Annotated in this window: 24 protein-coding genes and 1 pseudogene; 15 read left to right on the top strand and 10 right to left on the bottom strand. The window is 63.3% G+C overall.

Annotated elements, in window-relative coordinates:
- Window positions 1–33: 33 nt before the first annotated feature.
- From Sp245p_RS24970 to Sp245p_RS24950, 5 genes are all read right to left on the bottom strand, one after another.
- Window positions 34–468: a response regulator gene (locus tag Sp245p_RS24970; protein ID WP_014198787.1), complete on the bottom strand. Its 435-nt coding sequence runs from the start codon at window positions 466–468 to the stop codon at window positions 34–36.
- Window positions 446–3,121 carry an ATP-binding protein gene (locus tag Sp245p_RS24965; RefSeq protein WP_014198788.1) on the bottom strand — a complete coding sequence of 892 codons (2,676 nt, stop codon included), beginning with the start codon at window positions 3,119–3,121 and terminating at the stop codon, window positions 446–448. Before Sp245p_RS24965 ends, Sp245p_RS24970 begins: the two co-directional genes overlap by 23 nt.
- Before the next feature lie 8 nt (window positions 3,122–3,129).
- Complete coding sequence (locus Sp245p_RS24960) at window positions 3,130–4,803, bottom strand: diguanylate cyclase (protein WP_014198789.1); 1,674 nt, start codon at window positions 4,801–4,803, stop codon at window positions 3,130–3,132.
- A gap of 130 nt (window positions 4,804–4,933) precedes the next feature.
- The gene (locus Sp245p_RS24955; RefSeq protein ID WP_014198790.1) at window positions 4,934–6,199 is read right to left on the bottom strand and encodes an oligosaccharide flippase family protein; all 1,266 of its coding nucleotides are present in this window, start codon (window positions 6,197–6,199) and stop codon (window positions 4,934–4,936) included.
- 54 nt (window positions 6,200–6,253) lie between these two features.
- Window positions 6,254–6,589, bottom strand: a complete 336-nt coding sequence (locus tag Sp245p_RS24950) for an STAS domain-containing protein (RefSeq protein ID WP_014198791.1) — start codon at window positions 6,587–6,589, stop codon at window positions 6,254–6,256.
- 406 nt (window positions 6,590–6,995) lie between these two features.
- Between Sp245p_RS24950 and Sp245p_RS24945 the strand changes: the two genes are divergently transcribed.
- The 14 genes from Sp245p_RS24945 to Sp245p_RS24885 all read left to right on the top strand — a co-directional run bounded on the left by Sp245p_RS24945 (window position 6,996) and on the right by Sp245p_RS24885 (window position 20,726).
- The gene (locus Sp245p_RS24945; RefSeq protein WP_014198793.1) at window positions 6,996–8,297 is read left to right on the top strand and encodes a WecB/TagA/CpsF family glycosyltransferase; all 1,302 of its coding nucleotides are present in this window, start codon (window positions 6,996–6,998) and stop codon (window positions 8,295–8,297) included.
- Window positions 8,294–8,710, top strand: a complete 417-nt coding sequence (locus Sp245p_RS35120) for a VanZ family protein (protein ID WP_014198795.1) — start codon at window positions 8,294–8,296, stop codon at window positions 8,708–8,710. Before Sp245p_RS24945 ends, Sp245p_RS35120 begins: the two co-directional genes overlap by 4 nt.
- An 8-nt stretch (window positions 8,711–8,718) precedes the next feature.
- Window positions 8,719–9,855 (top strand): endo-1,4-beta-xylanase, encoded by a 1,137-nt coding sequence (locus tag Sp245p_RS24940; protein ID WP_014198796.1) that lies wholly within the window; start codon window positions 8,719–8,721, stop codon window positions 9,853–9,855.
- Between the two features lie 61 nt (window positions 9,856–9,916).
- Complete coding sequence (locus tag Sp245p_RS24935; protein ID WP_014198797.1) at window positions 9,917–11,032, top strand: polysaccharide pyruvyl transferase family protein; 1,116 nt, start codon at window positions 9,917–9,919, stop codon at window positions 11,030–11,032.
- A 123-nt stretch (window positions 11,033–11,155) separates the two neighbouring features.
- Entirely contained in the window at window positions 11,156–11,899 is a 744-nt protein-coding gene (locus Sp245p_RS24930) for a sugar transferase (protein WP_014198799.1), read from the top strand.
- Between the two features lie 32 nt (window positions 11,900–11,931).
- Window positions 11,932–12,858, top strand: coding sequence for a sugar phosphate nucleotidyltransferase (locus Sp245p_RS24925; RefSeq protein ID WP_014198800.1), 927 nt, complete (start codon window positions 11,932–11,934; stop codon window positions 12,856–12,858).
- 80 nt (window positions 12,859–12,938) lie between these two features.
- The gene (locus Sp245p_RS24920; RefSeq protein ID WP_014198801.1) at window positions 12,939–13,970 is read left to right on the top strand and encodes a glycosyltransferase family 2 protein; all 1,032 of its coding nucleotides are present in this window, start codon (window positions 12,939–12,941) and stop codon (window positions 13,968–13,970) included.
- A 2-nt stretch (window positions 13,971–13,972) separates the two neighbouring features.
- Window positions 13,973–14,317 carry a hypothetical protein gene (locus Sp245p_RS24915; RefSeq protein WP_129557225.1) on the top strand — a complete coding sequence of 115 codons (345 nt, stop codon included), beginning with the start codon at window positions 13,973–13,975 and terminating at the stop codon, window positions 14,315–14,317.
- Between the two features lie 10 nt (window positions 14,318–14,327).
- Window positions 14,328–15,050, top strand: a complete 723-nt coding sequence (locus Sp245p_RS24910) for a hypothetical protein (RefSeq protein ID WP_129557224.1) — start codon at window positions 14,328–14,330, stop codon at window positions 15,048–15,050.
- Window positions 15,051–15,057: 7 nt separating this feature from the next.
- Window positions 15,058–15,996, top strand: a complete 939-nt coding sequence (locus Sp245p_RS24905; protein WP_041813731.1) for a glycosyltransferase family 2 protein — start codon at window positions 15,058–15,060, stop codon at window positions 15,994–15,996.
- 540 nt (window positions 15,997–16,536) lie between these two features.
- Window positions 16,537–16,932, top strand: a complete 396-nt coding sequence (locus tag Sp245p_RS24900) for a hypothetical protein (RefSeq protein WP_129557223.1) — start codon at window positions 16,537–16,539, stop codon at window positions 16,930–16,932.
- A 28-nt stretch (window positions 16,933–16,960) separates the two neighbouring features.
- A complete protein-coding gene (locus Sp245p_RS24895) occupies window positions 16,961–17,458 on the top strand; it encodes a transposase (protein ID WP_082188287.1) in 498 nt (165 codons plus the stop codon).
- 77 nt (window positions 17,459–17,535) lie between these two features.
- Window positions 17,536–18,747, top strand: a complete 1,212-nt coding sequence (locus tag Sp245p_RS24890) for an HlyD family secretion protein (protein WP_014198810.1) — start codon at window positions 17,536–17,538, stop codon at window positions 18,745–18,747.
- Window positions 18,747–20,726: a glycosyltransferase gene (locus Sp245p_RS24885; RefSeq protein WP_014198811.1), complete on the top strand. Its 1,980-nt coding sequence runs from the start codon at window positions 18,747–18,749 to the stop codon at window positions 20,724–20,726. The genes Sp245p_RS24890 and Sp245p_RS24885 overlap by 1 nt, the downstream gene beginning before the upstream one ends.
- Here the strand turns inward: Sp245p_RS24885 and Sp245p_RS24880 are convergent.
- Both Sp245p_RS24880 and Sp245p_RS24875 read right to left on the bottom strand, forming a co-directional pair.
- Complete coding sequence (locus Sp245p_RS24880) at window positions 20,695–21,891, bottom strand: cache domain-containing protein (protein WP_165359998.1); 1,197 nt, start codon at window positions 21,889–21,891, stop codon at window positions 20,695–20,697. The two genes, Sp245p_RS24885 and Sp245p_RS24880, sit on opposite strands and share 32 nt — an antisense overlap.
- A 127-nt stretch (window positions 21,892–22,018) precedes the next feature.
- A pseudogene (locus Sp245p_RS24875) lies at window positions 22,019–22,150 on the bottom strand (IS5/IS1182 family transposase); the annotation flags it as partial.
- Window positions 22,151–22,276: 126 nt separating this feature from the next.
- Between Sp245p_RS24875 and Sp245p_RS35115 the strand changes: the two are divergent.
- Complete coding sequence (locus tag Sp245p_RS35115) at window positions 22,277–22,429, top strand: hypothetical protein (RefSeq protein WP_158310435.1); 153 nt, start codon at window positions 22,277–22,279, stop codon at window positions 22,427–22,429.
- 8 nt (window positions 22,430–22,437) lie between these two features.
- On the opposite strand, the gene Sp245p_RS24870 is transcribed toward Sp245p_RS35115, so the two are convergent.
- From Sp245p_RS24870 to Sp245p_RS24860, 3 genes are read right to left on the bottom strand one after another with little or no spacing between them, the layout of a single operon-like run.
- Window positions 22,438–23,430, bottom strand: a complete 993-nt coding sequence (locus tag Sp245p_RS24870; protein WP_211101777.1) for an alpha/beta hydrolase — start codon at window positions 23,428–23,430, stop codon at window positions 22,438–22,440.
- A complete protein-coding gene (locus Sp245p_RS24865; RefSeq protein ID WP_014198818.1) occupies window positions 23,427–24,446 on the bottom strand; it encodes an ABC transporter ATP-binding protein in 1,020 nt (339 codons plus the stop codon). The genes Sp245p_RS24870 and Sp245p_RS24865 overlap by 4 nt, the downstream gene beginning before the upstream one ends.
- On the bottom strand, window positions 24,443–25,423 hold the full coding sequence (locus Sp245p_RS24860; RefSeq protein ID WP_014198819.1) for an ABC transporter ATP-binding protein: 981 nt from the start codon (window positions 25,421–25,423) through the stop codon (window positions 24,443–24,445). Before Sp245p_RS24860 ends, Sp245p_RS24865 begins: the two co-directional genes overlap by 4 nt.
- Window positions 25,424–25,426: the final 3 nt, after the last annotated feature.

Raw genomic sequence — 25,426 nt, 5'->3', positions numbered from 1 at the left:
GAGGTAGAAAAATAGTAAAACCTCCAAGCGACTCTACCCGGAAGGTGCTTCGCAGGGCGCATGGATGGCGGGATTCTCATGCCAGTTGTTCCAGATCGCTTCGATCTGTCCCGGAAGGGACAGTGGATTGATGGGTTTGCCGATCACGCCGCAGCCGCCGAGTCGGGTGAACCGCTCCTGATTCGCTTGATCGCACCTGCCAGAGAGGAAGACAATGGGGACGGCCCCCAACTGTGGTTCGCGCCGGAGCGCTGCGAACACTTCGGTGCCGTCAATGTCGGGCAGCATCACGTCCAACAGGATCAGCTGCGGCGCCTTCTCCAATGCTGATGCAACCGCTTGCCCCCCGGTCAGGCAGGCGTGCACGCTCCATCCACGCGCTTTCTGGAGACTGAGGCCGACCAACATCTGAAGCATAGGCTCGTCATCGATGTATAGGATGCGCTCAAGAGTAGGCGGGTTCTGCATTGTGCGCCTCCAATTCCCAGTCGGTTTTATGAACGGCAACCCAATTGGCGAGGGCGTGCTGCGTTGCCTCGCAGATTTCCAAAAACTCTGGCATGCGCTGCTGAAGACTACGAAGACCGTCCGGCTCATTTTCGAGTTCAACGCACAGGGCATGGAGACGTACGGTGCCAAAGGTGCCGACCAGCCCCGCCAACGCATGCAAAGCCCGGCGGGCATCGGCTTCGGACCCTGCTTCAAGCGCGGAGCGAATTGACACGAGGTAGGGGCGCATTGATGCCGGAAGATCCTTGACCATCGCCTGCGTCAAATCGAGACCGACGCCTTCGATCAAATTGTCCAGGTATGCGTCGTCAAAGACCGCCCTTTCCATGGTGCGCGACGCGACGATGACCGACCGCATCGGCACCGTCTCGTGGTGGCGTTCCGCATGGCGCCGGATTGCCGAGCCCAGGTCCGACCAATCCACCGGCTTTGTAAGCACCTCCTGGGCACCGGCCATCAAGTACCCGTCATGGTGATCGGGCACCGTGTCCGCGGTCAGGGCGATGATGGGAAGCGAACACAGTGGCGCAGAGGACGAGCGGATACGGCGGGTGGCTTCACAGCCGTCCATGACGGGCATCTGCATATCCATCACAACAACGTCGAAATCGTCGCTGGAAGCCGCTTCCACCGCCTCCTCGCCATTGGTGACGGAGGTGACGCGAAAGCCGAAGCGGGAACGCAGGACCGAGCCGATGACCATCCGGTTGAGGTCATTGTCGTCGGCCAGAAGCACCCGCAGGTTCCGTCGCTCCTCCGGAACGTGCGGACTGACGGCCCGCACCGTGCAGCCCCCGCTTCCCAACGGTTCCAGCAGAGGAATCCGGGCTTGGAAGGTCGATCCCGTCTCGTCTGAGCGCAGCAAAGCGATGCTTCCATGCATGGCTTCGACCAGCCGCTTGCAAATGGCAAGGCCAAGTCCGGTGCCACCGAAGCGACGCGTTGTCGATAAATCAACCTGATGGAAGGGAACGAACAAGTTGGCATGCTGGTCGGCGGGGATGCCGATCCCGCTGTCGCTCACCTCCAAAACCGCGACCCCGCCACCGTCGCGGCTCCGTTCGAGGTCGACGCTGACGGCGACAGCGCCCGATGTCGTGTACTTCACCGCATTGCCGATCAAATTCGACAGCACCTGCTGCAGCCGCGCCGCGTCGCCGCGCAAACGCTCCGGCGGTGAGGATGCGAAGGATACGCTGAGGCCAAGCCCCTTTTCCGCCGCCGCGGCTTTGTGAAGCCGCAGAGTGTCGAGCGTTGCATCGCGGAGGGAGAAGTCGTTGATTTCCAATGTCAGTTCGTTGGCGTCGATCCTCGCCAGATCGAAGACATTGTCGAGTTGATGCACCAACTCGACGGCCGAGCCTTTCAATGTTCTCAGCATCGCTCTCTGCTCGGCGCTCACACGGGAGTCCATCAAGAGATCCACCATGCCCATGACACCGGCCAAGGGCGTGCGCAGTTCGTGGCTCATGATGGCGAGGAACCGTGACTTTGCTGCGCTCGCCTCTTCCGCCCGGCGGCGCGCGGCCTCAGCCTCGGTGTGCGCGACGCCGATGTCGTCCACGAGGATGGACATGGCGTCCGCCTTGGCGCGCAGTTCCTGTTCCAGAGCAACCTGATCCGACACGTCGACATAGGTTCCCTGAATTGCCGGTTTCCCCTGCCAGTCGACCACACGGTGGATGACATCCACCCAAACCGGCGAACCGTCCTTGCGCCGCTTGCAGATGCGCTCGATAGCGGAACCGCTTGGCGCCTTCATCAGGGACCGATACCGCTCTATGGCGGGTTCGCGTTCATTCTCCCCGATCATGACCAGCGTGGAGCCGAGAGCGAGGATCTCGGCGCGCGAGGAGTAGCCGAACATCCGGGCAAAAGCGTCGTTGGCGAACAGCGGAGTGAAGCCGCTGTGAACGCACACACCTTGGATCGATCCCTCGATCAGATCGCGGAATCGGGCCTCGCTCTCATGGATGCACGCACTGGAGCGCGCGAGCTTGTCGTAGCTGCCAAGCAACGCCCGCTCCAGGTCGTGCCGACGGTTTTCAAGGATCAGCAGGCTGCCGATCAGCAGAATTCCGAAAAAATCGATCAGGAACAGCGGTAAAGCGGCGGATCGGTAGATGAAACCGAATGAATCGGTCGAAATCAGGAGGCCAGACAATGGCGTGACGATACCGGCCAGCAAACCATGAGCCACAAGATGGCGGAAGGACAGGTTCCGACCGGTCAGCCAAGTCGCCGCGACGCCGCAGGCGGCGGCCAGCCCGATTTGCACCACGCCGGCCGTGGCACCGATGCCGCCCACATGCCACCGGTACACGGCGGCGAACGCCGTGGTGACCGCACAGGCCCAGGCTCCGCCAAACGGTAGGGACAGCACGATCATGATGGCCCGACCGTCGATCAACACACCGTCCATGGGCCGGAGCGGTGTCAGCATGCCGATAATGGTGACCAGGCCGAACATGGCGCCAAGCAGGCATTCCGCCCATACCGGCATTGGGTGCGCAAAACGTTGACGTAGGGCGCAACAGCCGAGCACCGCCAGGGTGTAGACGCAGCCGTTCTGAATCAGATCGATGACCGCCCAATCGGAAAGAAAAGTCATGACGGCTCCTAGAAGGCGGACTCGTCGAGCGCGGATTTCTGCACGGCAGTTTCCACCCGATCCCGTCCCAGTGCCTTTGCGCGATACAGGGCTTCATCCGCTGCCAGGATCTGGCCATCACCGGGCATCGTGGCGTCGAACAGGGCGAGACCGCAGCTCAACGTCACATGGAACTCGCCGTCGTTGCCGTGGTGGCGTATGCGCTTGAACGTGCTGCGTATGTCGTCGAGCACCGCCCGCGCTTCGGTCAGGTCGGTGTCCGGCAACACGATCGCGAACTCTTCCCCGCCATAGCGCCCAACGATGTCGGTTCGGCGCAGGCGGCTGGACAGCAGGCGGGCAAGGGACCGGATCACCTGGTCTCCCGCCAGATGCCCCTGCCGGTCGTTGACTTGCTTGAAATGATCAAGATCCACCAGTGCGAAAGCCAACGGCGATGGGGTGCGCTCCACCCGGGACTGTTCAAACCACAAGCGATTCTTGATGTGGGCGTGGTTCAGCAGCCCAGTCAGGCTGTCGGTTTCCATGACTTGACGCAGATTGCGGGCTCGGACCGCTCGGGCTCGCACCGACTGGACCAGATGCTCCGGCCGGATGGGCTTCGTCAGAAAATCGTCGGCACCCGGCGAGAGTGCCGCAAACTGGCGCGACAGGTCGCTTTCCACCGAAAGGAAAACGATCGGCATTCCCAAATATTGACGGTTCTGGCGAACGATCCGTGCCATCTCGATGCCGGTGCAACCCGGCATGTACATATCCATAAGAACCAAATCCGGTGCGAAGTGGTCCAATGCCTGCAACAGCGCCGTCGGTTCGGCCAGAACTTCGACCTTCATGCCGGCGGCCCGCAAAATCGCGCCATGATGCTCGGCCACAAGTCGGTCGTCGTCCAGCACAAGGACCCGCAGATCGGGACCCGGCTTCAGTCCGGTCAGCTCATCGATCCAATTCACGACGTCGAGCGTTTCAATCGGCTTGGGGAGATAAGCCGTGCATCCACTGCGGGCGACCGCCAGACGGGCTGCAAAATCCGTCCGTTCGGACATGATGATCACGGGGATCGTACCCGCCAGCCGCGACGCCAGCTTCGTGCCATCGAGCAGGCCGGAGGGAAACTCCAGTTCGGTAACAATCGCGCAGGGCAGAGCCTCGGAAACCGCCAAGAGAGCCTCCTCGACGGTATGAAACAACCGGGTCTCATATCCGAAAGGAGCAATTTGCGATGCAGTTTGCAACGCCCGCTCGCAATGGGGGTCGACGATAAACAGCGGTTTCCGTGCGCTCGCCGTCAAGGTTCCGGAATGGCCTTGGCTGGGAAGGATTGCATCCGCATGGTCGTGAGCGGTTTGCGGCGCCTCAAGCAAGGCGATGATCAAACCGGCCAGTTCAGCTTTCCCCGCATCGCTGTGCCCTGGACCCTCGATCATTGGCCGCAACTGACGCTCCAAGCGCAATGCGGCGTCCGAGACCAGTTCGAAGCCGAAACTGCCAGCGGAGCCCGCGATTCGATGAGCTAAATGTGTAAGTGCGTCAAGGTGCGGGGTGGCCTCGTGGGCAGTTGCGCTGTTCTCGAAACGCTTCCAGTGGTTGGCGACGTCGTCAAGCAGCTCGCCCAGCATGACACGATATTCCGTCACCAGATCCGAGAGGTCATTCAACGCGCTGATCATCGTCGAATTCATTCCATCCTCCGTGGATGCTGCTTCTGGAAGAGTGGCTCGACCCTGAGCAACCGTATATGGAGTTTTCATGAGCAAGACTCGTGCCAGCGCTCTCCGAATCGCCGCCATGTCTCTCCAGGTTGCATTGCCGTCATCGATGACGGAGCGCCGCATGCTTGAAGGTCCAAACAACGAAGAGGGGCGATGCGATGAGATGGATGGCCAGGACAGCCCAGGCCGCACCGATCAATCCCCACCGAGCCCCGAGGACCATCGCAATGGCCAGGGATGCGGTGAGCACGGCGTTCCAGACAAGATCCGCGCCAGGGCGACCGAGAGCGCGCTGAATTTGTGAACAGACATCGGCGAACGGACGCGGAATCGCAGACAGGCAGAGCACCAGAACCACCGGCACCGCGGGCGTCCACGCCTCGCCGAAGATCAATGGCACATAAAGGGGACACAACAGGGCTTGCGTCAGGATCAGGGGCGGAACGATCAAACCGACCGACCGTAGGGTGGCCTTGGCGTGCGCGTGAAATTGCCCGCCATTGTCGCGGCCGTCGCGCAAATGCGGGAGCAACACCGTCGACAACGCGGAAAGCAACGATTGAGAGATCCCCAACCCGGCGCTGAATGCAAAGTAGTACATTCCAAGGACGTCCATGCCAAACAGCGCGCCGATCAACGGCTTGTCCAGCGTCACGCGAAGGGTTTTGAGAACCTCGGTTCCCAGAACTTGCCCGCCATGAGCGAGCACCCGTCGCCAGCCGTGCCAACCACAATCGGGCGAGGGCCGCCAGGGCCGGGCCCGCCGATGCAACACCACCCAGGTGATGGTCGAGACGAAGCGCGGCCACACCACCGACCAGATTCCAAAACCGCCCAGGGCCAGGGCCGCGGTCAGCAGGTTTTCCGTCAGCAGGGTCAATCCGCCGATCAAGCCGGTCACTTTCATGCGGTTTTCCCGCTGGACCAGGAAGACGGCCACCATCGACCATGGGAAGATCAGATGGACGACGGCGAGGGCAGCGATCATCAAAGCCAGACGGGGTTCTCCCGCGATAAGCGAGATCGGGAACGCAAGAAGGCTTTGCATCACGAAGAGTGCGGTGGCGGCCAGCCAGTTCAGGCGGTTGGCGACGGTGCACACCTCAGTCAGCTCGTCGGGTCGGGCCTGGATGATCATGACACCCAGTCCCATCGATCCGAACACCCGGATCAGTTCATGCATGGTCAGCGCGCTGGCGACGATGCCGAAATCCTCCGGAGAAAAAATTCGTGCCAAGGCGACCGCCGTGACGAGACGCGAGGCACGGCCCATGATCTCGGAAAGCCCGATCCAGCCCATGTTGCGAAACAGACGCAGTGTGGGGCCGCTGAAGAGGCGGGTGACGGGCACGGCGGCTGCGCTCATGACGGTGGATATCCCTGATCGCTAGGCGTGACGGACGATTGGAACGCTGGCCGTTCAGGCCGCCATGTCCAGTTCGGGAGCTTTAAGCGTCAATTGACCGCTTCCCTCGAGGCGAAAGAAGCTGCGCACCTGGACCAGATCGAAAAAGGCGATCACCGCGGGCGATGCGTCGAGAAGGCACAACGACACCCCCGCGCCGGCGCAGGCGCGCCGGGCGTCCAGCAATGCCGACAACTGCCGGGCGCTTATCGTGGAAAGTTCCGAAAGATCGACAAGAATATTGCAACCCGCCGCGGCGATCAGGTTGCTGAGCGCCCATGAGCCATGAAACAGGGCTGTCACGGGAACGATGCGCCACGCGGAACCGACATTGATATGGGGCTGGTTCATGGCTGACCTCGTGAGTGGAAGAGCAATGCCAGAGGACGACGCAACCTCCGTGCCAGCTCTCGGCGAGGCTGAGGCTCAAGTAGGATTTGTGATGTCGAGTGGATCGCGATCAGGAGAAAGCGGGGGGCCAGGAGCGGATTTGAGCCCACAGAGACGACAAAGTCCGGCCATATCGGAGCATCCCGTGCAGAAGCCGAGGGACGCCGCGATTTGCAATTGACGCCGGTCCCCACCCGCAAACTGCGTCCAAGAAACGGGCGACGCTCGCAAAGCTTGGCGCGGCGCTCCCACTCCATGGCCTCGCGGCCGAACCAAGGCATGGCACGCGCTTTGCGAAAGGGCGCGGGTCCAACGAGGACCGCCCCATCCGGGCTCATGGTCCGGAATCATGCAAAGGGATAAGGCCATGACAACGCGCATCCTCATTTCGGATCAGGCCGTGCGATCAGCCACCGCCATGGGACGCTCGGCGCGTCTGCGTGCGTTCGATCTCACTCTGGCGGTGCTGTTGCTGGTGGCCTTGTCGCCGGTGCTGTTGCTGCGGGGCCTCGTCGCATTGATCGCCCATGGGCGCTTGTTCACCCTGCTCCCCCGCCTCGGTCGCGGCCACCGGCTGTACCGGCAGATTGGCTTCGCCGGAACCGGCGTCGGAAGCGGGCTGCCGGTACTCTTCAACGTCATCGCCGGTGATCTGGGTTTCGTCGGTCCACGGGCCCGTCTGCCCGAAGAGATGGATGGCCGAACGCCGCAAGGGGCCAATGTGGTTCCGCGTCCCGGTCTGGTGTCGACACATGCGGTTCGCCGTCAGGCTGGAATTGCTTTTGAGGACGAACGTTTCCACGATCGTCTTGATATCTATCGCCTGTCGGTATCGCACAGTGTGGCGTTGCTGGTCCGCTTCGCGTTGGTTCGCCTGATCGGCGGCGCCTCCGCAGTTGGGGAAATGGCTGCCACGGTTTCGCTGTTCGGGGTCCCGGTCGCCAACGCGTCCATGGAGGAAACCGTCGGCTGGCTGCTGGCCCGCCTGCGCTCGCGTCATGCGACCAATTGCTTTTTTGTCAACGCCGACTGCTTCAACATTGCGGCGCGTGACACCGCCTACCGGGCTTGCCTGCTCGAGGCCGATCGTGTGCTTCCCGATGGCCTGGGCGTCGCCATTGCGGGGCGGATGCTGGGCACCCCCTTCGCCGAGAACGTCAACGGGACCGACCTGTTGCCGCATCTGTGTCGCGCCTTGGCGGCGTCTGGTGATGGCCTGTTCCTGCTCGGTGCGCGCCCCGGAGTGGCCGAGGATGCGGCGCGGACCCTCGCCGTTCTAGCGCCTGGGCTCCGAATTGCCGGAACGTGCAACGGCTACTTCACCGCCGCGGACGAAGAAGACGTCGTCGCGCACATCAACGGTTCCGGTGCGAAGGTCCTGGTGGTGGCGATGGGCGCTCCGAGGCAAGAGGTGTGGCTGCAGCGCAACCGTCACCGGTTGATCCCTCCGGTGTGCCTCGGTGTCGGGGGGTGTCTCGACTTCCACGCTCATCGGGTGTCACGGGCGCCGCAATGGCTGCGCGAGATGCGGATGGAGTGGGTGTGGCGGTTGCTGCAGGAGCCGGGGCGCATGTGGCGGCGCTATCTGATCGGCAACGGCGTGTTTCTGATGCGGCTTGCCGTCCATGTTCGCTCGGTCCGCCGCGCGCGCAAGGGCGATGCGGCATGAACGGGGCTTTGGGCTTCCATTCTCTGGCCGGCAACCGGGTCGTGCTGGTGGTGTGGCCGATCGCGATTCTTTGCGTCGCTGCGCTGGCTTTGCAGCCCGCCGGAGGACCGCCGGAGGCCTTCGGCATCGACAAGGGCGCTCACGCCGTCGTTTTTCTGGCTGTCGCGTCGCTGCCGGCGATCGGCTTCCGCCGATCGCGGGTCGGCATTGCTGCCGCCCTCGCGATGATCCCGCACGGCATCTTTATCGACGTCACGCAGTCCTTCGTTCCCGACCGAACGGCGCCCGCCGCCGACGCAATGGCCGACGTGATGGGCGTGATCTTGGGGCTGGCGGTGGGATTGGCGGCAAGGTGGTTGGCAATTCCCCATGCCTGCGTGCCCCGATGGGTCACGCCACTCTTCGCACGGTGAGCTGTCGCATGAGAGCGCAGCGGATCGGCCGTCGTGCCGTGCTGTCGGGCTTGGGCGCCGGGCTGGTCCTGGCCAGCCCGGGCAATGGGACGACCGCCGGGTCCAAGCCGATCGGACTGCGTGCCATCGCGGCATCGCGCGGATTGGCCTACGGCGCCGCGTTAGGGCTTCGGTCCGTGGACGAGGATCAGGCCTTGGCCGATGCCTACACGCGCGAATGCGCCGTTTTGGTCCCGGAAGGCGACGCGAAATGGGCGGGCTTGCGTCCGGCCGCCGGCGTCTTTCGTTTCGACGGCCTCGATCGCCTGCTTGGGATCGCGGACCGTCATGGACAGAGCGTGCGCGGACACACGCTGCTGTGGCACGAGGCTCTGCCGGCCTGGGTCCCGGAAGCGCTTCGGGCGGGACAAGGCTACGACATTTTATCCGACCATATCTTCACGGTGGTGGGCAGATACCGGGGGCGCATTCCGGTTTGGGACGTGGTGAACGAAGCGGTCGCACCAGACGAGGGGCGCGAGGATGGGCTTCGCCCGACCCCCTGGCTGCGCGCGCTGGGACCGCGTTGCCTCGATCTGGCGTTCAAGGCGGCGCGGGCGGCGGATCCGGGCGCCGTGTTGATGCTCAACGACCATGATCTGGAGTATGCGTCACCCTTGCAGGATCGGCGCCGGAGGGCCGTCCTGCGGCTTCTTGAGACGCTGTTGGCGCGCGGTGTGCCGGTCGATGGGCTGGGGCTTCAATCGCATCTTCGGATAGGCCGCCCCTTCGACCCTCGCATCCTGCATCGCTTCATCGGAGAGGTTGGCGGGCTGGGGCTGATGGTGATGATCACTGAATTGGACGTCGGCGATGCCGCCGTGACCGGCGACATCCCGACGCGGGACCAAGCCGTCGCGGACCATGCCAGCGCCTTTCTCGACACCGTGTTGGACCATGCCTGCGTCAAGGCCGTGACCTGCTGGGGCCTGTCCGACCGCCAAAGCTGGCTTCACCACCACCCGGCGGGTTGGCGGCCCGATGGGCAGCCCATGCGCCCGCTGCCGCTGGATGTGGAATTGCGGCCCAAGCCGCTCTGGCAAGCGTTGGGGGACGCCTTCCGCAACGCTCCGAAACGGTCGTCGGCGGCATGGATGCCCGGCTGATCAACAGGCATGGTTCTTGCGGCTAGCGGCTGAACCACCTCCAGCTGACGGACACCGAACCATGACCGACACGTTCCTTGCCGGCTATTACGGCATGCGCAATTCCGGCGATGACGCATTGCTCGCGGTTACCATCTGGGGTGCCCGCCATTTCCTGGGGGCCGAAAAGCTCGTCGCGTCCGGCGCTCGCCTGCCGGTACTCCCAGGATTGGACGGCGTGCGTGGCCTGTACCGCTGCGGTGACGAAACCCGTGACCACGGCCGCTTGGTGCGAATGGAGCGGCGGCTGCGCAGCTTTCTCGGAGGCTTGGCGTCCCGCCGTGTCATTTTTGGAGGCGGATCGGTGTTCCACACGCACGGTGACTTGCGCGACAAGATCATGCTGATGCGGGGCGCCGGCGCCCAGGGGCATCTCGCCCTTGGCGTGGGGATCGGACCGTTCCGCGATTCACGTGCCGAGAAAACCTGCGGGGAACTGCTCAAGCGCCTGAGCTTCGTCGGAGTTCGCGACGAGGAAAGTCTGCGGATCGCCCGTTCCATCGCCCCCGAGGCCAATGTCAAAAAGACATTTGATCTCGCTCCGCTGCTGGGGAGTGCTCTGGACATCGCCCCGCCAGATCCCGCTTCGGAGCGGCGGGGCATCGGAATTGCGCTGTGCAAGGACGAATTGGGATCCGACCGTGACCAGCGCATCGTCGAGCGTGTGGCTCAAGCGATCCTGCGCCTGCCGGACGGGATCACGGATGAGGTGGTTTTGATCGACTTCAATGGCCATGGCTTGCATGGCGACGCGCCGCTGCATTCTCGGCTCGCAGAACGCCTCCAGAATTTGGTGCCGATCCGTCATCTGCCCTATGATCCGAACCCGTCCAACGTCATGCGCACGATCGGCGGCTTGAAAGCGATCGTTGCCATGCGGCTGCATGCGGCGGTCTTCGGCTTTCTCGCCGACACCCCGACCACATTGCTGTCCTACCATCCCAAATGCGACGGCTGGGCGCGCGACATCGGGCTGCCCGCAAAAATGGTCCATGATTGCGAGGATCTGGCCCCCGCGTCCTTGGCCTTGTCCATCGAAGGCGCCGTCCAGGGCGGAGCCCGTCCCCGTCTGTCCCGCGAGATGGCGCGGGATGCGGCCATGCTGAACTGGCACCACGCCACATGCTCCGCGGGCTGAGCGTAGGGAATCCAAGGATTTTTAGCGAACTGACGCCTTCCACCAAATCTGGCACACGGCTTGCTTCGCTCTGAGCAAATCCACAAACGGCGCCAGATGCGCCAACCAGAGAGGAAACGCCCGATGTTGAGCCTCAATGACCGTGTCACGCCTGGTTCGGCCGCCGCCTCCGCCACGATCGAGAACCGCTTCAGCGTGTCGGCTCTGGGGCTCCAGGAGCTTCGCTCCCGCGCTGTCCGGCGTTCTTGGCGCTGGAGCGGTGCCTTGGGCGACACCCTCAAGCGCGCGCTCGACATCGTCGTGTCGGCCAGCCTGCTCACCGTCGCGGCGCCGATGTTTGGTATCGTCGCACTGGCAATCAAGCTCGACTCCCCCGGGGCCGTCCTCTTCCCGCAGACTCGTGTTGGCCGCCATGGCCATCATTTTTCGATGTGGAAGTTTCGCTCGATGCATGTGGACGCCGAACGTCACAAGGCGGGGCTGCTGGCTCAGAACCGCTTTGACGGAAACGTCCTGTTCAAGATGCGCCACGATCCCCGCATCACCACCGTGGGCCGCTTCCTTCGTCGCGCCTCGATCGACGAGCTGCCGCAGCTGTGGAACGTTCTGAAGGGCGACATGTCGCTGGTTGGCCCGCGCCCGCCACTGCCGGCCGAAGTCGCACGCTACAGCCACCACGATATGCATCGGTTGGACGCTGCGCCGGGAATCACCTGCCTCTGGCAGATTTCCGGCCGTTCGGAACTGCCGTTCCCCGAGCAGATCCGCCTCGACCTCGAGTACATCCACACCCGCTCGCTGGCCAAGGATCTCTCAATCCTCGCCCGGACCATCCCCGCCGTCGTCAGCGCGAAGGGTGCCTATTGACATCGCCACGCCAATCCGCGGGAGCCGCCATCATGAAAGCCATCATCTACTGGGATCGCCGTGGTCATTCTTTGGCACCCCTGACGGATCGCCTGCCTCCTTGCCTGATGCCGGTCGCCGGACGCCCGCTGATCGAGCGCACGCTGGACCTGTTGGTCGACGCAGGCGTCCGTCAGGTGGCGTTGGTGTCCTGGACCGATCACGATTGTCTGATCGACGCCCTGGGGACTGGGTCGCGTTGGGGACTGACGCTTGACCATCTGTGGTTGCATCAAGAGAGCGGGGCCGTCGACGATTGGCTGGATGACGCCGACGAAGCGCTGGTGTTGCGGGGCGATGCGCTGATTTCGCCGGTGATCGGTGCCTTTCTGACGATAGCGGCGCCAGTCCCCGGCAGCCTTGTGCATGGCACCCTGCAGGGACGCCCGGCTCTCGCCCTGGCCCGTCGTCGTGCCGACGGCCAATGGCGTTTTCCCGAGGAACCCTTCGGTGGCCGTGGGCGCCCAACTCCGATGGGGCGCAGCGTCGGCCTGGAATGGGGGGCGGTGTCGCTGGTCGAAACCCTTGCCGATTACCATGCCGTCAACCTCAGCGTCGTCCGTGGAGAATTTCCGGGTCTCGTACCCTTCGGGCGTGCGATCGGTTTAAATCTGGTGGCTGGCGCCGGATCACGCGTTGCCTCCAGCGTCAACGCCGCCGGACAAGCCCATATGGGCGCAAACAGCATGTTGCATCGCGGCGTGACGTTGGCCGGGACGGTGTCCGTTGGTGAGCGAGTGATCATCGACCGCGACACCCGAGTGACCGACAGCGTCATCCTTCCCGACACTTACATCGGCCCGTCGCTGTCCGTCGATAACGCCATCATTTGGGGTCAGACGATAATCCGGATCGACACTCAAGCGGTCCTGCGGGTTATCGACGGCTTCATCCTCGCCGATCTCGGGCTACACGCCTAGCACCCCGCTCCGTCCTCCGCACGCTGCACGCGCCGGCCCACCAGGCGCGAACGCCACCCTCTTGCTCGTGAGAAGCCGCCATGCCAGCCATTTCCGTGGTGATGCCCGTTTTCAACGTCGAATCTTATCTCGCCCAAGCCATCCGCTCGGTGCTTGAACAGAGCTTCACCGACTTCGAGCTTCTTATCGTCGATGACGGATCGACCGACGCCAGCCTGTCCATTGCCAAGGGGTTTAACGATCCCCGCATCAAGCTCATCCATCAAAACAACCGTGGTTTGGCGGGCGCGCGCAATACGGGGATTCGCAACGCACGTGGCAGATTGATCGCCTTCATCGATTCCGATGATCAGTGGGCCGTCGACAAGCTCGCCCGGCACGTCGCGCATCTCGACGCCAACCCCGAAGTCGGCGTCAGCTATTGCCAATCGGGGTTCATCGACGAGGCCGGACGTCCGCTGGGACTTGTCCAGCGCCCGAAGTTGGCCGGCGTCGATCCGGCGGACATTCTAACCCGCAACCCGATCGGCAACGGATCGGCGCCGGTGGTCCGTCGCGCCGTTCTGGACGAAATTGCTTTCCCCTCGCCGCGCCCAGGCGTCACCGAAGATTGCTTCTTCGACGAGAACTTTCGCCAATCCGAAGACATCGAATGCTGGCTGCGCATCGCGTTGCTAACCTCCTGGCGTTTCGCGGGTATCGCTCGCGTTCTGACCCTCTATCGGGTGAACTCCGGTGGCCTCTCAGCCAACCTTGAAACCCAATTTGAGAGTTGGGTCCGTGTCATCGACAAGGCTCGTGTGTACGCTCCTGAGTTCATCGCCGAATTCGGACGCCTGGCACTTGCTTACCAATTGCGTTACCTCGCGCGCCGTGCGGTGCGCATGCGTGACGGCGAGAAGGCGTTGTCGCTGGTCGGCAAGGCGTTGAAAGCCGACGCATCGATCCTGTGGAGGGAGCCGCGTCGGACCCTGGTAACGATGGCCGCCGCATTTCTGCTTGCCGGCCTACCGAGGTGCACCTTCGACCGGCTCGAGTCCCAGGCCATGCGAGGCTTCCGGTTTCGGCCAATCACCGTGCGCGCAACCAACACCAAGGCGGGAGCGCTCTGATCATGCCGGTCCAATTGCGCAACAATCCACGCCGACGCGACAATCGCGTGGTGTTTCCCGTTCTGAACCTGTCGATCGGCGGCAATCGTTTGACCACGTTGAATTGGTCTTACACTGGGGTTCTTCTGTGTTGGCCAGGTGCTCAACCTATATGCGGTGAGCGGATCGCTGGATTTTTCAACCCGCCACCAGGAGCGGGCGATGACGAAACCGGTGCTTTCGACGCCATTGTGGTCCGTACCGATCCTCCCCGCAACCAAGTGGCATTGTCCATGCACAGGGGATCGGATCAGGCTTACAGAATCCTCGAAATGACGCTGCGCCGCGCCCTGCGTGCCAATTGGTGAGAACCGTCACATGCCAATATCTTCCGATACCCTCGTGTTTTCCGTCGCGCTCAATCACTATGATAGGATTTATGACCGGAACATCGCGAGTCATCGGCTCTACGCGGCGCGGCATGGCTATGATTATGTCTGTGTGAGCCGCCCGGCCTGGACGACCGTCACCGAAGCCGTGTGGCTGAAGATCGAATTGTTGCGTTCCTCCCTTGCAAAAGGCTACCGCTGGATCCTGTTTGTGGATGCGGATTGCGAATTGCGGGCGGCGGCTCCCAAGGTGGAGAGTGTGTCAAAACCGGATAAAGCTGTTTACCTGGCGGTCGGCTTTTCCGGGAACGTGAATTCCGGAGTAATAATCGCTCGCAACGATCCGGCGGCCGTGGAGTTTTTTGACGCGGTTCTCGAAGTTTCTTCGCGTGCCGTTCCCGAAATGGATTGGGGCGAAAACGGCCACGTCATTCATGTCGCCCGGCGATCTGAGACGGTTGACCATCTCGACCGTCGATGGAACAACAACGCGGACCCGACGCTCGAGGATTTCGTCCGGCACTATAGCGCCGGCGGCCCGATGCGGCCGCTGTACTGCATGGGGTTGACCGCACGAGCGGTGCAGCTCGCGGTGCGCGTACGCCTCAAATTGCTTAAAGTGGCAGGCCAGCACCAAGTCGCGCGTGCCGCCTTGCCAAACCGTTTGTCTGCTCTTGGTGATCGCTGTCGTCGGTTGTATCCTCAGCTTTAGGGAAGTGATGATGGGCAGTGAACCACAAATCTCGGTGATCATCCCCTGCTACAACGCCGAGCGCACCATTGGCGAGACGCTCTCCTCCGCGGCGATGCAGACTTTGGCGGCGATCGAAATCATTGTGATCGATGACGGATCAAGCGACCGTTCCGCGGAGATCGTCGCTGATTTCGCGAGAGCAGATCAACGGGTTGTGCTGCACAGGCAGGTCAATTGCGGCGTCTCCGTCGCTCGAAACCGTGGAATTGCTCAGGCGCGCGCACCGATCATCGCATTTCTGGATTCCGATGATCTTTGGCTGCCTGACGCCTTGGCCACCCACCTTGATCATTTTCAGGAAAACCCTGAGCTTGGGGTGAGTTTTGCGCGCGTCCGTTTCATGGATAGCAATGGAAATGATACTTTAGCCAGTTCGACCGCGAGGGTTCAAGGCTTGGCTCCCCAACATCTGCTTTACGAGAATCCCACATCAACCACTTCGACGTGGGTCGTGAGGCGTGCGGTCTTCAGTGCCGTGGGGGGATTCGACGAAACGCTTAGCCACGCGGAGGATCAGGAGTTTCTGTTTCGTATGATGGTGCTCTCGTCCTGGAAATTAGCCGGGCTCGATCGAGTCCTGGTGCGCTACCGCGCTAGTGTTGATGGATTGTCGTCCGATTTCTCTCATATGGAGCGCGGCTGGCGGTGTCTCATGGATTGCGCACGTTGTTACGCTCCCGATTTGGTGGCCGCACATGAAGCGCGGGCGACCGCGATGATGATGCGATATCTGGCGCGTCGCGCTTTGCGGCTCCAGACTGGTTTCGGTCAAGCGGTTCATTACATGGGACGTTGCTTCCATGCTGATTGGCGCTTGGCTTTTGCCGAACCGCGGCGAACCTTTTTGACGTTAGCGGGTGTATGTGTCTATCCAATGATAAAAGCTTTGACCCTTATAAAATAGTGCCTTTTTGCGCTCAGGTCCTGCTCGTGGATGTGACGTGAGAACAACATGACTTTAGTGCGTAACTCGACGTTCAATCAGATTCTACCATGATGCATTGGAAATAAAGCGATATACCGGAAGATTGGCATTTTGACGCGCGTCGCAACGTTGATAATTTTCTGCCGCGGGTGGCTCCGATCTTTTATGAATGTAGAATTCAAGCATCCCGATCGCGTCTAAGCGGCAGAATGTTTTGAAATAATCGCATATAAATCCATGCATGTTATGCGGTTTCTTGCGCAATTCGGAATCATTTCAACAAATATCAAGCATCGATTCATGCTTGTTTTCGTAATTCGGAAAATCTCTATTCGCATTCAAAATTATAAAATACTTGCTTATTTTGGTAAATTTGAATATGCCTGAAATAGACGGCCATGAGCTTGATCTGTTAAACGCTATACGGTTCTGTTTCATATCAATATATAAGTTTGATCGATCCGCTTATGACTTTATTAAAATCGGTGCATTCTTTTCCAGTTATGGGTGAGGCATCGCATGAGGAAATCGACTGGGGGTTCGGCAATGCTTATTACAAATAATGAAATATATAAGACATATATAACGGAGCTATTTAGGATATGGGGGTATGACATTTGCATATTTGACAAAATTGATGAGGCATTGCATTTCGCTTCATCAGAAAAATTTGATTTAAAAGTTCTGATAGTTCCGCCGAAGCACAACGGGTTGACAGGGGAAAATATAGTGGCGGTAATTTGTGGGGCTCTTGGGAAGGCGGTGCCGTGGATATGTTTAGAAATTGGACCAACATCATGCGAGATGGGCAATATACATCAGAAAGCGGTTTCGATTATTGAGGATATGTTCTCGCCAGAAGAGCTTTATTCTGAGGTGTCGCGTTTATTTGAGAAAAACATCTCAGATGAGTAGGTGAGAAAATCCAAGAGCCCGTTTGGGAATGAGGATTTTCCTGTTTTCCGTGTGGAAACGGGAGGCCGGCGATGTGGACGAAGGTTCATCGAGCGAAGCGGGCGGGGCCGGACTGGCGGCCACAGCGGTATCCGACGGACTTGATGGACACGGAGTGGAACCTGATCGAACTGTGGCGATCGCTCCCGGCCAAGCGGGGCCGGCGGCGCAGCGTCGATCTGCGGGGGTCCTGAACGCCATCCCTTACTTGGTGCGCACAGGCTGCGGCTGGCGCATGCCGCCCAAGGACTTTCTGCCCTGGCAGACGGTCTATTGGCGGTTCCGCCGTCTGGTGCGGCGCCTGCTGTTCCGCAAGATCCACGATCTCGCTCTCATGCTCGACCGCGAAATCGAAGGTTGGGCCGTCAGTCCGACCACCGCTTTCCTGGACTCCACGCCGCTGACCGGCTTAGCTGCTGACTGCGATTTAAAGGAAAATGACGAATTTTCAATGATTGTTACGGAAATGCATATCCAGAAGGGATGAAGCTGATAACATAATTTTAGTAACTTTCATGCAATAAGTTCCAAGTGCTTTCAATTGCCTTAAAGGCAGCCCCCGTCATGCACAAGCTCTTCAAGCTCACCGCGGGCCTCACGATCGCCGGGGTGGCCGGCTACATCGTCCTTGCGGAAGGTGTTGCGGTCGTCAGTGCCGATGCGGTCGTTAATGCGCGGGTCGCCGTGGTGCGTGCACCTATCGATGGTCAGCTTTCGCTGCAACCGCGGGCTATCGGTGAACGGGTCCAACGCGGACAGACGCTCGGCAATCTGACGGACGTTCGCGCCGACGATGCCCGTCTGTTCGATCTGGAACGCGTGGCCGGCGCGCTCGACACCGACATCGGGCGCATCCAGGCACAAATTTCCAGCATGGCGACGAGCGCGGCCACGCTGCGCGAACGCACCGAAGCGTACCGCGACGGGCGCATCCGTCAGCTGAAGGCCCGGATCGACGAACAGCAGGCTCTGCTGTCCAGCGCCAAGGCGCAGTCGACCGAATCCACCGCCGCCCTGAAGCGCGCGGAGGAGTTGAGGGTTAACGGGGTCCAGTCGGTGGCGATGCTGGACAAGGCGCAGGCGGCGCATGAGGTGAACAGCCTGAACATCCGCGCGGCCACGGCCCGCCTGGATGTTCTGCGCACCGAACTGGAGGCGGCTTCCAACGGCACGTTCCTCGGCGACTCCTACAACGACACGCCCTATTCCAGCCAGCGGTCCCAGGAATTGGAACTGCGTCTTGGCGAACTGTCCGCCGAACTTCAGGAGCGCACCCAGCGCCTGACGAAGATCCGCGAGCAGATCGCGCTCGAACGCCAGCGGGTGGCGAAGCTCCGCGACGCCTTCCTGACCTCTCCGGTGGACGGGCTGGTGTGGGAGGCGCCTCTGGGCAACGACGAGTACGCGCGCAAGGGACAGGACCTGCTGCGTCTGCTCGATTGCTCCACGGTCATCGTCACCGCCAGCGTCGCGGAGAGCGACTACAACCGTCTGAAGGTGGGCGATCCGGCACAGTTCCGGCTGTCCGGCACCAACCGGGTCTTCAATGGGCAGGTGCTGCGTCTGGCCGGCTCCGGCGCCGCGACGGTTTACAACAACCTCGCCATCGCGCCGGGCGCGGACCATCTGAAGCGCTTCGACGTGGCCTTGGCGATCCCGGATCTGCTGAAGGATGCGGAGGCCGGCTGCGCCGTTGGCCGGACGGGCAAGGTCGTCTTCTCCGGCACGCCGCGCGACCTTTTGCGCACCGTCGGTTCCTGGCTGGGGCTCGCCTGATGGTTCTTTCGCCCTTCGAGGCGAGCTTCGCGCCGGCCCTTCTGGTCTGCGGCGCGGCGCTTGCGATCCTGCCCTTCTGCCGGCCGGCCGACAGCCGGGTGAGGGTCGTGCTTTTCACCCTCTGCATCCTGCTGGGGTGGCGCTACATAGCTTGGCGTTTCGCCGAATCGATCCCGCCCCTGGCGTTCACTGCCGAGGCGATCGGCGCCTGGTCCTTCGCCCTGCTGGAAGCGGCGACCACGGTCAGCTCGACCTTGGCCTTCGCGCTGATGTCCCGGGTCAGGAACCGCAGCGGCGAGGCCGACCGGCACGCCGGCTGGTGGCGGCCGGAAGACCCGCCGCAGGTGGACGTGCTGATCACCACCTACAACGAGGAAGAGGCGATCCTGGCCCGCACCATCGGCGGTGCGCTGGGCATCGAGCATCCAAGCCTGCGGGTGTGGGTGCTGGACGACGGCAAACGGGACTGGCTGCGGGATCTCTGCGCGCGCAAGGGCTGCCATTATCTGCAGCGGCCGGACAACAGCCACGCCAAGGCGGGCAACATCAACCACGCGCTGAAGCATCTGGCGACGCTGCCCCGGCAACCGGACTTCGTCGTCGTTCTCGACGCCGACTTCGTGCCGCACTCCAACTTCGTCAGCCGTGCCTTGGCGCTGTTCCATGACCCGTCGGTCGGTCTGGTGCAGACCCCGCAGCATTTCTTCAACCCCGATCCGATCCAGTCGAACCTGCGGATCGGACGCGCCTACCCGGACGAGCAGCGCTTCTTCTTCGACCATCTGCTGGCCTCCCGCGACGCCTGGGGCATCGCCTTCTGCTGCGGCACCTCGTCCATGATGCGCTGGGAAGGGCTGCAGGCCATCGGCGGCTTCCCGACCGACAGCGTGACGGAGGACTTCCTCGTCACCATCCGCCTGAAAGAGCGCGGCTGGCGCACCGTGTATCTCAACGAGCGGCTGAGCGACGGGCTGGCACCGGAAGGGTTGAAGGAGTACGTCACCCAGCGCGGGCGCTGGTGCCTGGGCATGATCCAGATCATCCGAGGCCCGTCCGGTCCATTCTCGAAGAATCCGCTCAGCCTGATCGACCGGGTGGGCCTGATCGACTCCTTCCTCTACTGGGGGGTCACCTTTCCGTTCCGCTTCGCCTGCTTCTTCGCGCCGATCCTGTACTGGTGGTTCGGCATCAGCATCGTGAACGCCACCGCGCCGGGCGTCATCACGTATTTCGTGCCCTACTTCCTGGCCGCGATGATTGCCCTCAACTGGACCACCCGCGGCCAGATCATTCCGCTGCTGCATGACGTCAGCCAGATGCTGACGATGTTCGAGATCGTCCAGGCGGTGGCGGTGGGTCTCGTCAAGCCGAAGGGGCACAAGTTCAAGGTCACGGCCAAGGGCGGGCAGCGCGACCGGGTGACCGTCCAATGGGGCATGATGCGCCGGTTCGGGCTTCTGGCCGCAGCGACCGTGGGCGGCATGATCTATGCCGGTCTGGCCGACTACGCCCCCCAGGGCGGCGCCGGCGACGGCAAGGTCATCGTCCTGTTCTGGAGCTTCTACAATCTGGCGGCCCTGGCCCTGGCGATGGCGGTCTGCATCGAGTTGCCCCGCTACCGGCAGGACGAGCGTTTCTGGACGGACGAGCAGGCCGACATCGAACTGGTCGGCCGGGAGTCCACCGGCCGGACGCGCCGCATGCGGGTGCTGGACATTTCGCTCGGCGGGTTGCGGATGTGGGGGGTGGTCGATGCGGTGCCGGGGGCGCCGGTTCTCGTTCACATCGAAGGGGTCGGCCCGGTGCAGGCCGTCCTGGTGGGGCAGGCGGACGGCGCTTTCACCCTGCGCTTCATCGAGGATGCACACGTCCGCGACCGCCTGATCCGCAAGCTCTATTCCGGACGCTACAGCGGCGGCGCCTGGTCGATCAGCCTGGAGAAAATCCTCACGGGGCTGCGGGCTCGCGCGACGCGCTGACCGGTTCCGCACTTGCGGGGGCGGCCGGCGTGTCCGGCCGCCGGGCGGCGAGGATCAAATCGAGCGCCATGGAAAGCTGGACGAGGCTGGTGGACAGGCTCGTCGCCTCCGCAAAGGCCCGCGTGGGTGGGACCGGCGTCCCGAGGTCGCCGTGGCTGAGGCGCCGGGCGGCCTCGGCCAGCACCTCCAGCGGGCGTGACAGGCGCCCGGCCCACACCCAGCCGGCCACGAGAGCGAGGACAGCCATGACAAGGCTCGCAAGCAGGATGCGGTGCTGGAGCGCGGAGACGTCGGCGAGCGCGGCGTCCGCGTCATGGCGGACCAGAACCACCCAGCCGAGGCCGCGGTACTCGCCTTCACCGCGGGTCGGAGCCACGGCGGTAAAGTAGTTTTTTCCGTCGGGCCAGACTTCCTCGACGGTCTTCGTGACCCCTTGCACGCCGGCCCGCGCGCTCGCAAGGTCGAGCTTCTGGCCTTGCAGGTCTTTTGGTCCCATCAGGACGACGCCCTCGCGGCTCAGCACGAAGGCATCCACATTCGGCTTGCCATCGCCGCCCCGTTGCAGAACGGATTCGGCGATCTCGTTGGCCCAGGCCCAACTCAGATGGGCGCCCAGAACGCCGAGCGGAACGCCATCCTTGCGTGTCAGCGGCATGGCGATATCGACGAAACGCAAGGGCTCGCCATTGGGAGCCGGCGGCAGCTTCTGGGCCAGCAGAAGCGCTTCGTGCAGATCGCCCGCGAAGGGCGCCTGCGTGCCGGCGCGGAACCAGGGCCGGGCCGACACGTCGACGCCCTCGAGCAGCCGTTGCGAGCTCACCACCACCTGCCCACCGGTTTCCGCAACGCCAATCCAGGCATAGATGGGAACGTTCCGTTTCAGCGTGTCGAGCTGGTCGCGCAGATCATCTGTCCGCTCCAGCGAGCCCTGTGCATTGATCATCGACGCCACCAGCGTCATGTCGCGCCAACGTTCGTGCATGCCCAGATCGAGCATGCCGGCGATTCGGGTGCCGACATCCAGCAGATGCCTATCCGCTTCCGTACGGACACGCTCTCCGACAGCGCCGCTCGCGTAGAGACCGACAACGACGCTGGGAACGATGCACAGTCCAACAAGCCCAAAACGGAGAATGCCACCAAGGGATTTCGGCTGCTTCGTCATACTTGGACCTCTTACCGGCATGAGCTTCCCTGGGAGATCATTGCCAAACTATATCTAGATACCGTTAATTCCAAATCGCCTTGGCGGTGCTCCAAGTCCTAGGGCGAAGCATAGGCATGTTGAACACCAGCACCGCGTCCAGCGGCGGCCGGAAAACCTCGAAGTTCACCACCGTCAACAGACGCTCCAGCGGATCGCCGCTGTTGCTCAGGCCCGCGTAGCGGTCCTGAAGATCGAACAGCCCAGGTTGCACGACCATCTTCCGTCCTTCCCCAGCCTTCAAACCAAGGCAATCACTGGAGCGTTTGCAACGCCACAGTTTTTCGAGGTGTCCAGCAGACCGCTGCCGTCCGCCGTGCCTTCACTTCGCCCGGTTGTCGACAAGTTGACGATGCCGCTCGAGGAGTTCCGCCCCACGCCGGACTGGGACCGTCTGCAGGCCTGCTTCGCGCTGGCGGACGATCCGCAGGACCCCTACCACTCGGTTCAAGGCTTCCTGGACTTGATTGAGGCGGTGAAGCGGATCGGGCCGGCCTGACAACACCCTCAGCCCTGCTCCTCGAGGAAAAGTTGCGTCTCACGAAACAGTTGCATGCGGTTCCGCTCCAGAAGGACGGTGTGGGTGGCGTCGCCGATGACCACCATGCGGCGTCGGGAGGCCGCTCCCAACTCCCGGAACACCTGTTCGGCCATCGCGACCGGGGTGTCGGCGTCCCAGGCGCCGACCACCACCAGGGTGGGGGAGCGGATGCGCCCGGGGTCGTAGAGCGGACGCCCGGAGCACCAATAGGTCATGGAGTCCGCGATGTTTCCGTTCGGAGCCCGGATGACCGGCGGTTCCTGCGTCGCGCCCACGGCGTCGGAGGCGAAGGTCGCGCTGGCCCAGGCGTCGAACCACGCCGGCGGCACCAGCGCGTCCCGCCGGTCCTCCGGCACGCCGGACAGCCAGCGTTGCCGGGCGTCCCCCACCGTGATGGTGCGGTAGGCGCCCAGGGGCGTGCAGCCGCCCGCCGGATGCGGGGTGTCGCGCAGCCATTGCGGGGCGTAGAGCACGAGCCGCGCCACGCGCTCGCCGTGTTCGGCCGTGTAGGCTCCGACCAGGGTGGCGCCCCACGACCAGCCGATCAGGCAGAGCCGGTCGATGGAGCGGCTTGCCAGGATGTGCTCGACGGCGGCGGCGACGTCGCGCAGGGCCGTGCTGGTGTCGACGACCGGCTCCGCCGCCGCGGCCGCGCGGTCCATCTCCGGGGGGCGCGTGGAGCGGCCGAAGCCGCGGAGGTCCAGGCAGTGGACGTCGAAGCCGCGCCCGGCCATGTAATCCATCCACGACATGCCGTCGAGCGGCAGGTCGAACGCGGTGTGGGCGGGATAGCTGGAGCCGTGCACCAGCAGCACCGTGCGCTCCGCCCCGAACGCGGTGACACCGGCCGGGCGCTTGTTGCGCAGGTAGAGCTGGATGCCGGCGTCCTTGGCCGGAATGTAGCGCTCTTCGGTGACGACGGTGTGCGGGTCGTCATGGTTGCCCCGATGCATGGTCATGCCGCCTCCGCTTCGCCGGCCGGGAACAGATGGCATTCGACGAACCCGCCTTGACGGGCATCGGCGACGCGCGAGGGCGGAACGGTCCGGCACAGGTCGGTCGCCAGAGGGCAACGCGGGTGGAAGGCGCAGCCGGCCGGCCGGTCGACCGGGTTGGGGATCGCGGTGCCGGGAAGCGGATCGGGGATGCCGTGACCCGGAACCGTCGTCAGCACCGACTGGAGAAGGGCCCGCGTGTAGGGATGCCGCGGCCGCTCGAAGATCGCGCGGGTCGGCCCGGATTCGACGATGCGGCCGAGGTACATGACGGCGATCCAGGTCGCCATGTGCTCGATGACCGCAAGGTTGTGGCTGATCATCAGCATGCCGAGATTCAACTCGCGGCGCAGTTCGGTCAGCAGGTTGAGGATCTGCGCCTGCACCGAGACGTCGAGGGCCGACGTCGGCTCGTCGCAGACCACGACCTCGGGGCGCATGATCAGGGCGCGGGCGATGGCGACGCGCTGCCGCTGGCCGCCGGACAGCTGCTTGGGATAGGTGTCCAGGACGCGCCGCGGCAGGCCGACGCAATCGAGCATGGCGGTGACCGCCTGGCGCCGGCCCGCGCGGTCGCCGATGCCGTGCACGGCCAGCGGCAGGCCGATGATCTGGGCGATGGTCTTGCGCGGGTTCAGCGAGGAGTAGGGGTCCTGGAACACCGGCTGGACCCGGCGGGCGAACGCCGCCTGCCCGGCTCCGGACACCGCGGCGCCGTCGATCAGCACCGCGCCGGAGCTGGGCGGGAGCAGGCCCAGCAGGATCTTCGACAGCGTGCTCTTGCCGCAGCCGGATTCTCCGACGAGGCCCAGCACCTCGCCGCGGTGGACGCACAGCGACACGTCGTCCACCGCACGCAGCGGCACGCTCTTGCGGAACGGCGAGCGGCGGACCTGATAGGTGTGGCTGACCCCACGCAGTTCGAGAACGGCGTCGGTGGACACGGCCCGCTCGGGGCCGGGAATGGTGACGGGGATCATGCCGAGCCCTCCAGGATGCAGCGGAAGCTGTGGCTGTGGCCGGCGCCGGCAGACCGCAGGGGTGGTTGACGGGTCAGGCAGGCGTCCGCGGCGAAGCTGCAGCGGGCGGCGAAGGGGCAGCCCGGAATGGCGCCGATCAGGCTCGGCACGACGCCGGGGATCGAGCCCAGAAGCGATCCCGGCGGCGTGCGCCCGGGAACCGGAACGCAATCCAGCAGACCGCGCGTGTAGGGATGGGCCGTCCGTCCGAAGACCTCGTCCACCGGTCCCTCCTCGACCACCGAGCCGGCGTACATGACGACGACCCGGTCGGCGAGCTGGGCGACGACGCCGAGGTCGTGGGTGATGAGGACGATCGACAGCCCGGTGCGGTCGCGCAGGTCCTCCAGCAGGTGAAGGATCTGCGCCTGGATGGTGACGTCCAGCGCCGTCGTCGGTTCGTCGGCGATGAGGAGGTCGGGCGAGCCCATCAGCGCCATGGCGATCATCACCCGCTGGCGCAGGCCGCCGGAGAGCTGGTGCGGGTACTGGTTCAACCGGTCCCGGCCCGCGGGCACGCCGACCAGGGTCAGCAGCTCGGCCGCCCGCTCGCGCGCTTCGGCGGTGCTGGCGCGGGTGTGGCAGCGCAGCGCCTCGGCCATCTGGTTGCCGATGGTGAAGGCCGGATTGAGCGAGGTCATCGGCTCCTGGAAGATCATCGCCATCCGGTTGCCGCGCAGGTTCCGCATCGCCTTCTGCGACAGGGTGCCCAGGTCGGTGCCGGCGAAGGACAACCGTCGGGCTTCGCGCCGGGCGCGCCCCGGCAGCAGATCCATGAGCGCCAGCGAGGTCAGCGACTTGCCGCATCCGGACTCGCCGACGATGCAGAGGATTTCGCCTTTGCCGACCCGGAAGGAGACGTCGCGCACGGCGTGCAGGGTTCCGGCCGGCGTCGGGATGTCGACGCACAGCCCTTCGACTTCGAGGATGGGGGTCATGAC

The sequence above is a fragment of the Azospirillum baldaniorum genome, from assembly GCF_003119195.2.
Taxonomy (GTDB): Bacteria; Pseudomonadota; Alphaproteobacteria; order Azospirillales; family Azospirillaceae; genus Azospirillum; species Azospirillum baldaniorum.
Note: the sequence above shows the minus strand (reverse complement) of the source record. Positions and strands in the feature narration are given on the sequence as shown.